Below are 13,052 nucleotides of genomic sequence, written 5' to 3'. Positions count from 1 at the left end.
GGGTATCAATTTCTCACATTGGGATCAAATACATGCTTCCCGCCGGTTTCGAGCCGTTCCATAATCCCGTTTTTGCGGTAATCGGTCGGGGTCATGCCGAGATGCTTCTTGAAAGCGCGGATCAAATTGAGCTTCGTTCCGAACCCGCTTAACTCCGCGATATCCGTTACGGTCTTATCCGTTCCGCTCAGCAAGGCGCATGCATCATGAACCCGCACCTCCGTCAAAAATTCCACGAACGTTTTCCCGGTCGTTTCCTTGAACAGCTTGCTGAAATAGTTGGCGTTCATATAAACGGTCTCCGCCACAGACTGCACGCTGAGCGGCTCCCCGCTGCGATCGCGGATATAAGCCGTTACTTTATCCATAAAATCGGCGTTCTTATGTTCCCTCTTATGCTGGATGAACCGGCAAGTGCGGCCGATCATGTCGTCGAACCAGGCGCTGATCCCGGATAAGGACGACTGTTTGCCGTAATCGTAATACATGTTGTAATCGGGGCCGAAGACGTCCTCGACGGTTCCGTTCAGCTCGAAAATAACGGTCACGATGCCGTTCACGATATACGTCAAAATCATGTTCTTGTAATGATAGCCGAGCGAATCGTCTCCGCCGAGCCTTTCGAAAATGTCTGCCTTGATAGCAAGCGATTTGTCCAAGCTTCCGCCCTTCAACTCGATGAACAGCTTGTCCGCCTGGCTTCTGTACGCGATAAACGTATTGCGGTTCGCCTGATTCGCGAGCAAGTCCTGAAACGCCGCGATGGTGCCGGCTCCCGACATCCGCTCCAGCAGCAGCGCGTCGACCGCCTCATGATAGGAGAGAGAGACATCCGCCACTTTCTCGTAGTAGCCGCCGATGCCGATCTTTGTTCTCAGGCCGGTTTGTTCCAAGATGGTGCTTTGGATCGCCATGGCAATCGTTTTGGCTTCGCGAGAGGCTGATTCCTTGCTTGACCCTTCGGCAAAATTCAGCACGACGACGTCGTCGAACTTCTGCACCTGATTGACGACAACCCCGCCTTCGTATCCGCCGATGATTTGTTCGCAAATACTGCGGATCCGGTAGGGCAGCAGGCCCCGGTTCGCGTCCGGGGGGCCGTCGTCTTCTTCGGGAGCGGACGTCTGGACGACAAGGACGGCAATCCGTTCCGGATGAAGCGGAATCCGGTAATAGTCGAGGTCGCGCCCCGCTTCTTCCTGCGTGGCCGGTTTGCCGAGCAGCAGATGGAGGAGGAAATGCTCCCGCATGACGATTTCCGTTTCTTTCAGCTTCTCGCGAAATTCGCCGTTCAGCGTCCACAACTGATCGAACGAGCCGCGGATAAAGCTGAATTCGTCCTTATAGCCTCCGGCAGCCGGTTCCGCCCGCTGGGCGATCGCCTGAACCATCCGCTTGATCGGAAGGTAGTACCGGCCGGAGACGAGAATCATCAGCGCGATTCCGACCGCGAAGCATAGTCCGGATACGGTGAGCGTAACTCCAAGCACGGCACGGGATTGCTTGAACACTTCCTGGGACGGGTTGAACGTCACGTATTGCCAGCCGTTGAAATCCGATTGTATGAAAGATACGAACGTATCGGTACCGTTGACGTCCTTGAAAAAATAGCCTTCCCGGCCGTTCTTCAGTTTATCCGCATCGGCCGCCTCGAACCGGGTAAAGAGCAGCTCCTTGTCTTTGTAGGACAACACGTTGCCAGCCGCGTTCAGGATGGCCACGTTGCCGAGCTTCCGGTTATTCGTGTTGACGACGGCGTCGTACAGCAAATCTTCCTTCAAATTGACGACGAGGACGCCGGTCTTCGTAAGCGCATTCAGAGGAACGCCGATCATGTAGCTGAGCACGTTGTCTTTCGTGCCTTCGGCATACACGACCGGATTCGTTTCGTACCAGGACGACGTTTTGGCACCGTTCATGAACGGGATGACGGCATCCTTATGCCAGAAGCTGGCCAGGTCGGTCATGCCGGAGCTGGAGATGACCTTGCCGTTCCGGCTGCTGTACAAATAAACGGAGTGGATGTAGGCGGAAGAAGTGACCTTATCGCGAAACGAATCGTTGATGCTCTCAAGCAGCCGGTAATCCGCGTTCACGTCCCAGTCGAGCCCGATCGCCCGCTGTATATCTTTGTTTATAGCCAGGGAGGAAGCCGCCTGCTGAACTTCTACCAGAGCGTTCTCGACAATTTTACGCGTTTGCCCGAGCACCTCGATGTTGGAGCGGGATACTTCCTGCTTCAGCATCCGGTCCATGTAACCGTATACAACAGTGCCGGCTACGATCGTGATCAAGATCATCGCCAGCGTCAAATGCATCAGCAGCCGGATAAAAACGGTTCGTTTCATTTGCGTTCCCCCTGTTTGCCCGTTGTTTCTAATTCTCTCTGCTCCTCTTATTGTAGCACGATGAGGGAGGGTTGTCCGAAATGTGTCTTTAATAGTGCCGATAAGGAAACATTTACAAAACCTTTTCAATCTATTGATTTCGCGTTAACAATCGGTTGGTATCGTGTTGGTGAGACAAGAAGAGAATGAACCTAAGGGGGAAGCACAGCCGATGAAGAAGAAATGGCTCGTTGCCGCTTCGACGGCACTAACGCTTGTGACAGGGACGGTAGTCGTGTCCGCGGCGGATGTGAAAGGGACTACGGCCGAGACGGTCAACTATACGAGCAACGGACAAGCATTCTCGCCCGCCTCTCCTGCGGTGAACATTGACGGCAGTCTGTATTTGCCCGTTCGCGCGCTTGCCGAAGCAACCGGCAAGTACGTGGACTGGGACGAGTTTCGCAGCGGCGTCTCGCTGACGGACGTGCCCGAGCTTACAAGCAAAAATAAGCTGGTTGCTCCTGATCTGGCACTAGGGATCAAGATGGGCGTAGGCTCCTCGCTCACTCATTTGCCGGGCGATCCCGACAACGTATTCTACACGACCGCCGACCGCGGCCCGAACGGGGAAGTCGATGTCAACGGAACGACAGTCCGGACGTTCCCGCTCGCGGATTACACGCCGACTATTTACAAGATCGAAATAGCCGACGGCCAAATCAAAATTTTGGAGCAGTTCCCGTTGAAGGTGAACGGGGTCGATCCCGTAACCGGCAAAGCGGGCATTACCGGTCTGCCTAACATCAAAGGGCGGGACGAGGCGCCTTACGACGCCAAGGCGGAGAAAGAGCTAGCCTATGACCCGTACGGTCTGGACATAGAAGGTATCGCGTACAATCCGAAGGACGATACGTTCTGGATTTCCGATGAATACGGTCCGTCCATCGTGCATGCGAAGCGCGACGGCACCCTGATCGAGCGGATCGTACCGAAGGGTTGGGCCTCACAGGCGACAACTCCGCTCGTACCGGCGCGGGAAGTGCTGCCGGCCGCGTACAACAAGCTTCGTCAAAACCGCGGCGCCGAGGCGGTAGGGATCACGCCGGACGGCAAATACATATTCATGGCGATGCAAAGCCCGCTGCGCAATCCGAACAAAGATACCGACAATTCCCGTCAATTGCGGATCATCAAGTTCGATTTGGCGACGCTTCAGCCGGTTGCCGAGTTCGTTTATATCGCCGAAGACGCGAATGCCTTCAAAGGGCTGAAGCAGGCGGATATCGTCATCTCCGACATGGTCGCCGTGAACGAGAACTTGCTGCTCATCGACGAGCGCGACAAGAATGCGGGAGACAAGGCTCAACTGAAACGCATCTTTGCGATCGACCTGTCGAAAGCGACGAACATCCTCGGCAAATACGACGACAGCCAGTCCGCCGGGAAGACGCTGGAGCAAATGAGCGTCGCGGATTTGAAAGCAAACGGCATTATGCCTCCTTCCAAACGGACTGTCGTGGATCTCGTCGCTTTCAAGTTCCCATACGAGAAAATCGAAGGCTTGTCGCTTATCGGAGGCAATACGATCGCGATCGTCAACGACAACGATTTCGGCGTAGGCAGCGATTTGCCGGAGAACGGCACGGAGCTGTGGACGTTCAAGCTGCCCTATACGATCAAATAAAACTTTAAAGAGATAAAACAAACAACCCTGCCAAGACCGATCGGTCTTGGCAGGGTTGTTTGCGTTGCTCCGCTCGAGGCGTTACCCCGTAAACCCGCGGAAAAATTCGTTGAAGTACGTATTGTTTACGCCGGGTATGCGGAAGCCCATCGCGAATCCGGATTCGATTAACGTGACGGAATGTAAATGGCGCGAATGAACGCGGCTTCGGACGAGCCGTTCGACCAGCGCGCGGTTGCCGCGTCGGATCGCTTCCGCTAGCGCCCGCGTGAACGGACGGCTGTCGCGCATGGTGCGATACAGCGGCAAGACGGCACGGGCGATCGTGCGGTGCGCTTTCGTGCTGAACTGAAACCGCGCGGAGCCGGGACGCTGGGACGTGCCGTTCGTGTACAGCTGCAGCGGAGCCGGGAACTCCACATCGAGGAAATAACCGATTCCGCTCGTGGACAGCCCGGGATTGCGCAGCGGTACCGTTTGCCGGAACAGTCGCAGCATTCGGGTAAGGTCGGCCTTTCTGACGGCTGCGGACCATTGCAGCGCGTAGCGTTCGTCCCGCGCGATTTTCCGGTAGAAGGGAATCATGAGCGCCGCCGTCTTCGACAGCTCGCCCGCCCCGGGGAAGACGGCAGCGGGCCGCGTTCTACGTATGGATGGGATCATTAGCCTGCTCTCCTTGTCGTTTGTTCCTTCAGCATATGCCGGGAACGGGAAAGGTAGCGGGCTAAAGAGCCGCAAACATCCTATTTTGTTGCACGCGGAGATGCCGGAACTTATGCTTCCGGCACGATCTCCACTTGGCCGACATTGCGGTCCTTCAGCACGATCCGTCCTTCGATCGGCGCGCCGGAACGGTCGAGCAGCTTCAGCTTGTTCGTGCGGCCTTTCTCGATCAAGCTTTTGATCATCGTCGGCGTGAGCGTCTTGCCGAGGCTTTCTTTCCAGATGACGAATTTGCAGCCGATTTTGTAGTTGCTGCAGCCGTACCCTTTGTTGCCCATGAAAATATGGCCGCCGCAGCCCTCGCGGGGACACGGGCCGATCATCTCGCGCTCCCCCGTCTTGGCCGGCGCAGCGCGCTCGGCCGGCCCCCCGGCGCTATCGCCGGCTGCGGCACCCGCAGCGGCCGCGCCCTGGCTGCTGCCGGCCGAGCGTGTGCCGCGTGCCGGCTTCTCCGCCGCCGCGTCGCTGCCGCCCGCGCTCGCGCCGCCGCTCGCCCGCGTACCGCGCGCGGACTTGCCCTTGCCTTTACCCGCCGCTCCGCCGGCACCGCCCGCCGCCGACTGATCCGGCTCGAACGCCGTCTTGGCCGCCCTCGGCTGGACGCGCACCTTCTCGATAATGGAGCGGGTAAACTTCTTCACGTTCTCGATGAACGTCTCGTCGGAAGCTTGTCCGCGTGATATCTCGTGCAGACGCCGCTCCCACTGGCCGGTCATCTCCGGCGACGTAAGCAGCTCGACGCCCGCGCCGCGGATCAGCTCGACGGCCGTGCGGCCCTTCAGCGTAACCGCGATCCGCTTGCCCTGCATCGTCACGTAGCCGACGTTTTTGAGCCGCTCGATAATCGCGGCCCGCGTGGCCGGCGTGCCGAGCCCCGATTCCTTCATCGCGTCGCGCAGCTCCTCGTCCTCGAGCTGCTTGCCCGCGCTTTCCATCGCTTTCAGCAGCGTCCCTTCCGTGTACGGCTTCGGCGGCTGCGTTTCTTTCTCCTTCGCGGCCGAGTCGCGGCAGTGCACCGGTTCGTCCGGCGACAGCACGAACGGCGTCTCGACCAGATCCTCTTCGGGCTCGCTCGGTCCGTCGCCGTCCCCGTCCTTGCCGTCTTTGCCGCTCTCGGTCTTGCCGGATTTCCCGGACTTTTTGCCGCCGTCCTTGTCCTTGGACGACTTATCGTCCTCGTATATCGTCTTCCAGCCGAGGCTTATCAGCTGCTTGATCGTCGTCTTGAACATTTCCTTCTCGACCTCGGTCAAGATCGAGTGGACCTTGTACTCGGCGGGAGGGTAGAAGTGGGACAGGAAGCGGCGTATGATCAAGTCGTACAGCTTCTGCTCCTCGGGCGTAAGCGAATTGGCCCGTTTGCCGGTAGGCAAGATGGCGTGGTGGTCTTCCACTTTGGCCGGATTGCACACCGCTTTGTTATTTTTGTGGACGAATTTCTTGTCCGCGCCGTTCGCCAGAGCCTCGTAAGGCGTTCCCTTCAGCGCATCGAGCGCCCGGTACATTTCCGGAATGTTCTGCTCGTTGACATAATTGGAGTTCGTCCGCGGGTAAGAGATGACTTTATGCTTCTCGTAGAGCGATTGGGCGATATCGAGCGTCTTCTTCGCGGAGAAGCTGAACTTGGCGTTCGCGTCGCGCTGCAGCAGCGTTAAGTCGTACAGCTTGAACGGATACTCCTTCGTATCTTTAACCTCGTAGCTTGCGACCGTCCCCTGCTTGTTCTTTACTTTGTCGGCGAGTTCCTGCGCTTTGGCTTGATCGGTCAGCCGATCCCCTTGCCACAGCCCGCGATAGCTCGTTTCCTTCTGGTCGAAAAACGCCTCCACCTCGTAAAACTTCGCCGACGAAAACGCCTCGATCTGCTTCTGCCGGTCGTACAGCAGCGCCAGCACCGGCGTCTGCACGCGTCCGACGGACAGCAACTCGTTATGCTTCGTCGTGAATGCGCGCGAGCCGTTCATGCCGATCAGCCAGTCCGCTTCGCTTCTGGCCCGGGCCGCTCTCGTCAGCGGCTCGTATACGCTGCCGTCCTTCAGCTCCGCGAAGCCGCGGCGGATCGTCTCCGGCGTCAGGTCGGAGATCCACAGCCGCCGCACCGGCTGGCGAAGCTTCAGATGCTGCTGGATATAGGCGAATATAAGCTGGCCTTCGCGCCCGGCGTCGCAGGCGTTGACGATGTCGCCACATTCTTTCGAGAGCGTCTGGATCACCTTCAGCTGATCCTTCGTGCGCGGATTGGGCAGCAGCTTGAACGAATCGGGAATAATCGGCAAATCGTTAAAATTCCATTTCTTATATTTCTCATCGTACAGGTCGGGCTCCGCAAGGCCGATCAAATGTCCGATCGCCCACGTAATGACGAATTGCTGGCCTTCCAGGTGTGTCCGCTTGTTGACGGCTTTCGGCTCGATCGCGGCGGCGATATTGCGGCCCATATCCGGTTTCTCGGCTATAATTAACGTTTTCAAGCGTGCTTCCCCCGGTATTCGAATGAGGTAATTTGGTCATCTACCATAGTACCACAAACGGCCTTCAGTCGGGATGGCAAATGAACGACGCGGGGCGGGGCCGACATCTTCAATATAGAAGGCGATGCTTATATGGCGCGGTCGCCTGCTGTTCCCGGTTTATGGCGCTACCTAAGCTTGTAGATGTAATACTCCGAATCCGCCTCCAGCTTCGGATACCGTTCGTCCAAATGCCGTTTCAGCCGGCCGTCCGCGTCTCCGTCGATGTAACCTCTGAGCGGCACGAAATAAGCGGCCCCTTCCCGGACGAAATAATCAAGCTCGGCGACGGAGTCCTCCGGCATCGAATTCGCCACCCGCCAACCGGCTCTATGCGAAGCGTTCAACAGCGACGGGTCGTCCGTGCCGGTGACGATAAGATCGTCCGGAGAGGAATATCGTTCTACGATGGCAGCCTGTCGGATAACGTCCTCGTTCTGCCGGCCGATGACCGGTGCGACAGCCGCGAAGCTTTCGAACGCTACGGCTACGATCGCCGCACCGATTCCTGCTACCGCCGCCATGCGGAACTTGTCCGGCCTTCGTCCGGATGTCCATGCCCGCTCGAACAATCTCCCCAGTGCATAAGCTCCGAGCAGCGCCACTAGCGGCCCTATGAAAATGAGGTAATAGTTGAACCGGATAACGGCGACGATCGTTGCCAGTTCGACGAGCATGGCGAGCGTCCAGGCGCAGATGGCAAGATAAGAGCGCCAACGGAGCAGCACGAGTGCCAACCCGAGCACGAATAAGGCCAGCCCGCACCAAGTAAACGCTTTCGGCAGCTCGGCGGCAAAAAACGCCCACGCCTCCTTCGTAAACACCGCTCTCGCCATTGCCGGCAATATGTGCTTAGAGGCTATACCCGACACGAATGCGGACTCGGCAACCGTACCGAGCCAGCTGTAGTAGGCGAAAGGAGGCAGCAGCGCCATTGCCGCGAAAGCCCACATATCTATGCGGAACAGGACACCGATGCGATATTTGTTAACGGCCATAACGATCATCGGGATCCCTACGAATACGGCCGGCACTTTCTCGCAGACGGCCAAAGCGGTGAAAAGGGACGAGGCGAACAGTAAGCCGCGCTTTCCCCGGGCGATCCATTCGCCGAACAAATAAAACGCGCCGGTATAGAAAAATAAAGCGGCGGACTCCGGCATGATAGCACGGGAGTACAGCACGTTCAAAGGCAGCAGCCCGTAAAGGAGAAGAGCAAGCGCTGCCGGGAACGCCGAATAATGCCGCAATGCGATCCGGTAAACGAACAGAGCCGACCCCATGAAGAATAAGATCGGCACTATGCGGGCCCATGCATAATGGTAGCCGAACAGCTTGTACAGGACGGCAATCAACGCGGTTGTCACCTGAAGCTCCAGCTGCGCGTAATTCGGCAGAGGGCCTTGGTAATTCAATTGAGGGAAAAGCACATTGAACCTGTGCTCTGCGAAATGGCGCGCCATAGCCTCCGTATCGGACTGCCGCCAAGAATCGTAGCCGTATGGAGAATCGGCCAAGTAGGGCAGCCGGACGGCGAGGACGAACAGAAACAGCCCGATCACGACAGCTCGGCGAACCAGCGTCGGACGGCCGGAGCTCATGCTCCACCTTCGCCGTTCCGTTCGATCAAGGCGGGCAAATCCGGCTCGGTGCGAGCGGACGGATAGTTAATGGCGCGAATGAGCCGGAAGTAGCCTCCGATCGTGCGGGACACGTTCATTTTGCTGCGTCCTTCCTTCAGGTCGTAGTCCAGTCTGAGCGGAACTTCTCCGGCTTTCACCCCGATTTTACCGAGCCGGGCAATAATCTCGGCCGTGCAGGCGAAGCCTTTCGAAGTGACGACATTGTCACCGTATCGCTGGAACGCCTTCTGAAGGATTCGCACCGAGTATGCCCGGAAGCCGCTCGAATAATCGTTCACGCCGGGAATAGGGAAGAGCAGCTTGAAAAACAACCGGGCTCCCCGGCTGTACAGTCTGCGCAGCAGCGGAACGCCCCGTTCGACTCCGCCGGGGGCAAACCGCGAGGCGATGACGAGATCGAGCTGCTCGTCCCGCAGCTTCCGGGCCATGGCCGGAATCAGCTCCGGACTGTGCGTATTGTCCGCGTCCAGTGTTATGAGGATGTCGTCTTCGCCGAAATGCCGCACGGTATGCGAGAGCATCGTTCGCATCGCTTCGCCGAGTCCGCGGTTATCCGGATGAACGAGTACCGCGGCGTTCGGATGCTTGCGGACATAATCGCGGAGAAGCGCGTCCGTCCCGTCCGTGCTGCCGTCGTTCACAAAGCATAGGTAGAGCGCCTCGCCGAACTGCCGCCGAAGCTGCTCCAACCGGACGAACAGCTTGGGCAGAGCGGCTTCTTCGTTGTATACGGGCATGCCGATTATGAGTTTACAGTCCATGTCGTGTCTCCTGCAGTCGTCATCGTGGTGTGGACGAACTGTTTTCTGTCGTTAATGGTTATTGCCATTAGTAACAGAATTCCCCAATCGCTGCCTTACAAAACCGTCATGATGCGAAAAGTTCCATCCCGTCGGAAAAGCCGGGGATGTGTCTCCCCGGCAACTGTAGTTATTTATTCGATGCGGTGCTCTGCCACCGGTCCATGCGCTCCTTGTATTTCGGCGAAACGTGGGGCGACTTGCCCGCCTGACAGACGAGCCGGTCTCCCTCCGTCAAGCCGGCGCCGCGAGATTCCAGAATGGCGATCAGACGCCGGCGCCAGCGCTGCAGCTCGGAAGCGTACTCCTCCCGAACGGACAAGTCCGTGCACTCTCCCGGATCGGACGACAAGCGGAACAGCTGCTCCGTGCCGAGTCTTGGAAACCAAATATATTTCCATAGGCCGTCTGTCAAGTATTGCATCTCCTGTTCTTCCGAATAGCAGGTGCAGTGCTCGCCATGCACGAATTCCCGCCAGGAAGCGTTTTCATCCCTGATGAGAGGGAGCAGGCTGCTTCCGTCGACGGTCGGCGGAATGTCCGCTCCGGCCGCCTCGAGCAGCGTCGGCATAATGTCCTGCAAGCATACGGGGCTGTCGACGATCGGTGCGGTGGATATACGCATCGATTTGGGCAGGCGGACTATAAGCGGGATGTGCGCCGCTCCTTCGTACGCATACGTTTTGCGCCATAAATGATGGTCGCCGAGCATATCTCCGTGATCCGACGTAAAAATGATGACCGTATTGTCCCATTCGCCCATCTTCCGAAGCGTCATAAACAGCCGGCCGATTTGCTGATCGATATGATGAATGAGAGCGTAATATCCCACCCGCGCCCGGCGGATTTCTTCATCGCTGCGCTTTCCTCTCCAAGCATCGGGTTTGGCCGCATCCTGCGGATGATCGTGAACGTGCGCCCATTCTCCGACGAATGGGGCGGGGAGCTCTTTCCTGTCGTACAGCTCGTAATAATAAGGCAGGGCATCGTAAGGTGAATGCGGTCTCGAGAATGAAGTTTTCAAGAAGAACGGCACGCCCGGGTCTCTCTTCTCGAGGAAGCGGATCGATTCATTGACCGTCCAGTTGACCGGATGCAAAAATTCCGGGGCGTGGTAAGGCCGGGACATCCATGAATTCCAGCCGACCCCGTGGTCGACGATCCCGTAATCGCCGGTCTTGTTCCGGTGGAACCATTCTTCGTAATCGGAGACGAACCCGGGCGTTTCAACTCGGTCCGATTCGTCCAATATCGTATGATGAAACCCGTTCAACGACCGCTGGGGGTGGAAATTCATTTTTCCGACCCCTTGCGTATGGTAGCCGGCCCGGGCCAATTCGCCGGGCAATGTGTGCGTGAAGCCGCCGCCCATCCGGCCTTGCCCCCGGCCGGAGCCGAGAATCCCTGTATTCCAGGGATCCATGCCGGTCAACAGGGAGGCGCGGGCAGGGATGCAGGAAGGCGTGCAGGAATAGGCATGGCTGAATATCGTCCCTTCCGCGGCAAGCCAATCCAGATGCGGTGTTTCGACGATTTTGTTGCCGTAGCAGCCGAGCGCGTCCCGGCGGTGCTGATCGGTCATCACGAGCAAAATGTTAGGTTTTTTCAAGCGCAAGTTCCTCCTTTCGTTTCGATTTTCATTCGACAGAACGGTGCCGATGACCTGCATATGGCGTTCCGGGTTAGCGGGATTTCTCGCGACTAGTCATTATTGCAGCAGCCTTCCGTCCCGATATGGCCGGACCGCCGAATTTTCGTCTGCAAGTACGCTTCGTTATATTCGGACACGTCGCCCCACAGCGGAACGCGCCCTTCCACTTCCATCCCCGATTTCTGCAGCGCCTCCAATTTCTTCGGATTATTCGTGATTAATGTAACCGGCTTCTTGCGCAATGCTTGGAGGACGCGGATCGCATCGCCGTAGTTGCGGGCGTCGTCGACGAACCCCAGCTTCAGATTCGCATCTACCGTGTCGTATCCGTTCTCTTGAAGAATGTAGGCGAGCGCTTTGCTGAACAGCCCGATTCCCCGGCCTTCCTGGTTGGCCAAGTAGAACAGCGCTCCCGCGCCGTGCTCGGCGATTTTCTTCATCGATTGCTTGAGCTGGAAGCCGCAGTCGCATCGTTTGCTGCCGAAAATATCGCCCGTGTGGCATATGGAATGCAGGCGCACCCACGCATGCTCCGCATTCTCGAAATCCCCGTGCACCAATACGCTCGACTGCTGATATTCCGCCAAGTTAATAGAGGACAGCTTCTCGATAATCCGCTCGAAACGATCGGTAACCTCCGTGCAATTCAGCCAACAGTACCATTTGAATTCGATCGTTTCGCCTTCTACATGGACGGGCAGCCGGATCGGTCCGACCAAATAAATCGCTCCCTGCTCCGTTTCGATCAGCCGCACTTTGGGCTCGAGCAGTGCAAGGACCGCGGGATCGAGGCTTGTAACTTCCGACATGTCGAACGCTCCTTTATTTGTTAGTAGTAGTAGGTTGCCCCAAGGCGGGCATTTCATTTGCCGATGAATGCAAGTCAAGGCCGCCGGGAAAGGGGCCTGTTGTTTTTTCAACAGGCCCAAAGACCGGCAGCCTATCAAGTATCCATGACATCTTAGCCGTCGGTCAACCGCTTCCTGATCCGCTCCAGCTCCCGCTTGGCGATATCGTCATGAAACCCGTACCTCTCCATAAAATCCGCGATATGTTCCCACTCCTTGAACGCTTCTTCCAGCCGGTGCTCCCGTTCCAGCAGAAACGCTCTGCTGAACCGGCCGTCGATCAGCTGCGGATCGAGCGATGCGGATCGTTCCCACGCTTGCAGCGCCTGCTCGGTATGACCGAGACGAGAATGCGTCTCGCCCCCGTAATAGACGAGAAGAGCGTAATCAGGGAATAGCTTAAGGCCCGCTTCTACGACTTGCTGCGCTTCCGGAACTTGATCGACGGTCAAGTAACATTGCGTCAAATAGCAGTACAGCCGCGGATCGTCGGGACATACGCTAAGTTGTTTTTTATAATAATCGATCGATTTGCGGTTTTCCGATAGCTGTCCCCGCACTTTGATGAGTTGGGCATGCAGTTTGCCCCCGATCCAGCTGTAATCCTCTTTGACCGAATCGCTTCGGAGCGCGGTTTCGTAGCGTTGCGCCGCCAGTCGCAGCATACGGTTCGCCCTCATTTCCAGCAATCGTCCATGACCAAAAAGGTATTCGGGATTATCCGGCTGCCGCTCCAAAGCCGCTTCATACAGGGCAACGGCTTCCTCCCATACGGCAAGTTCGAATTGACGCTCCAATTGCTCCAGCAGATCGAATTTGTAGTCTTTTTCCCACTTCAGATCGAATGCATCGCGTTGCATCGC

The 13,052-nt window shown here is 57.3% G+C and carries 9 protein-coding genes; 1 reads left to right on the top strand and 8 read right to left on the bottom strand.

From position 1 onward, the window contains the following. Positions 1–5 precede the first annotated feature (5 nt). Positions 6–2,348, bottom strand: a complete 2,343-nt coding sequence (locus tag FE783_RS07880) for a helix-turn-helix domain-containing protein (protein WP_138878816.1) — start codon at positions 2,346–2,348, stop codon at positions 6–8. A gap of 211 nt (positions 2,349–2,559) precedes the next feature. Here FE783_RS07880 and FE783_RS07875 point away from each other — a divergent pair, with 211 nt between their 5' ends. Further along, positions 2,560–4,014, top strand: coding sequence for an esterase-like activity of phytase family protein (locus FE783_RS07875; RefSeq protein WP_138878815.1), 1,455 nt, complete (start codon positions 2,560–2,562; stop codon positions 4,012–4,014). Between the two features lie 81 nt (positions 4,015–4,095). Here the strand turns inward: FE783_RS07875 and FE783_RS07870 are convergent, their stop codons facing one another. From FE783_RS07870 to FE783_RS07840, 7 genes are all read right to left on the bottom strand, one after another. Continuing rightward, a complete protein-coding gene (locus FE783_RS07870; protein ID WP_138878814.1) occupies positions 4,096–4,677 on the bottom strand; it encodes a hypothetical protein in 582 nt (193 codons plus the stop codon). Between the two features lie 110 nt (positions 4,678–4,787). Beyond that, complete coding sequence (locus FE783_RS07865) at positions 4,788–7,208, bottom strand: type IA DNA topoisomerase (protein ID WP_138878813.1); 2,421 nt, start codon at positions 7,206–7,208, stop codon at positions 4,788–4,790. Positions 7,209–7,375: 167 nt separating this feature from the next. Beyond that, complete coding sequence (locus tag FE783_RS07860) at positions 7,376–8,848, bottom strand: ArnT family glycosyltransferase (RefSeq protein ID WP_138878812.1); 1,473 nt, start codon at positions 8,846–8,848, stop codon at positions 7,376–7,378. Next, positions 8,845–9,651, bottom strand: coding sequence for a glycosyltransferase family 2 protein (locus FE783_RS07855; RefSeq protein ID WP_138878811.1), 807 nt, complete (start codon positions 9,649–9,651; stop codon positions 8,845–8,847). The genes FE783_RS07860 and FE783_RS07855 overlap by 4 nt, the downstream gene beginning before the upstream one ends. 169 nt (positions 9,652–9,820) lie before the next feature. Beyond that, positions 9,821–11,299, bottom strand: coding sequence for an arylsulfatase (locus FE783_RS07850; protein WP_238402934.1), 1,479 nt, complete (start codon positions 11,297–11,299; stop codon positions 9,821–9,823). Between the two features lie 92 nt (positions 11,300–11,391). Further along, the gene (locus FE783_RS07845; protein ID WP_138878809.1) at positions 11,392–12,150 is read right to left on the bottom strand and encodes a GTP cyclohydrolase II; all 759 of its coding nucleotides are present in this window, start codon (positions 12,148–12,150) and stop codon (positions 11,392–11,394) included. 152 nt (positions 12,151–12,302) lie between these two features. Further along, positions 12,303–13,049, bottom strand: coding sequence for a tetratricopeptide repeat protein (locus FE783_RS07840; protein ID WP_138878808.1), 747 nt, complete (start codon positions 13,047–13,049; stop codon positions 12,303–12,305). Between the last annotated feature and the right edge of the window lie 3 nt (positions 13,050–13,052).

The organism is Paenibacillus mesophilus (assembly GCF_005938385.1).
GTDB lineage: Bacteria > Bacillota > Bacilli > Paenibacillales > NBRC-103111 > Paenibacillus_AB > Paenibacillus_AB mesophilus.
The sequence above is the reverse complement of the archived record's forward strand: the minus strand, read 5'-3'. Positions and strand labels throughout refer to the sequence as shown.

What these genes read in the sequence shown, in the direction of transcription:
- FE783_RS07855 (WP_138878811.1), bottom strand. Translation starts at nt 9,651, where the DNA reads ATGGACTGTAAACTCATAATCGGCATGCCCGTATACAACGAAGAAGCC.
- FE783_RS07870 (WP_138878814.1), bottom strand. Translation starts at nt 4,677, where the DNA reads ATGATCCCATCCATACGTAGAACGCGGCCCGCTGCCGTCTTCCCCGGG.
- FE783_RS07880 (WP_138878816.1), bottom strand. Translation starts at nt 2,348, where the DNA reads ATGAAACGAACCGTTTTTATCCGGCTGCTGATGCATTTGACGCTGGCG.
- FE783_RS07845 (WP_138878809.1), bottom strand. Translation starts at nt 12,150, where the DNA reads ATGTCGGAAGTTACAAGCCTCGATCCCGCGGTCCTTGCACTGCTCGAG.
- FE783_RS07840 (WP_138878808.1), bottom strand. Translation starts at nt 13,049, where the DNA reads ATGCAACGCGATGCATTCGATCTGAAGTGGGAAAAAGACTACAAATTC.
- FE783_RS07875 (WP_138878815.1), top strand. Translation starts at nt 2,560, where the DNA reads ATGAAGAAGAAATGGCTCGTTGCCGCTTCGACGGCACTAACGCTTGTG.
- FE783_RS07860 (WP_138878812.1), bottom strand. Translation starts at nt 8,848, where the DNA reads ATGAGCTCCGGCCGTCCGACGCTGGTTCGCCGAGCTGTCGTGATCGGG.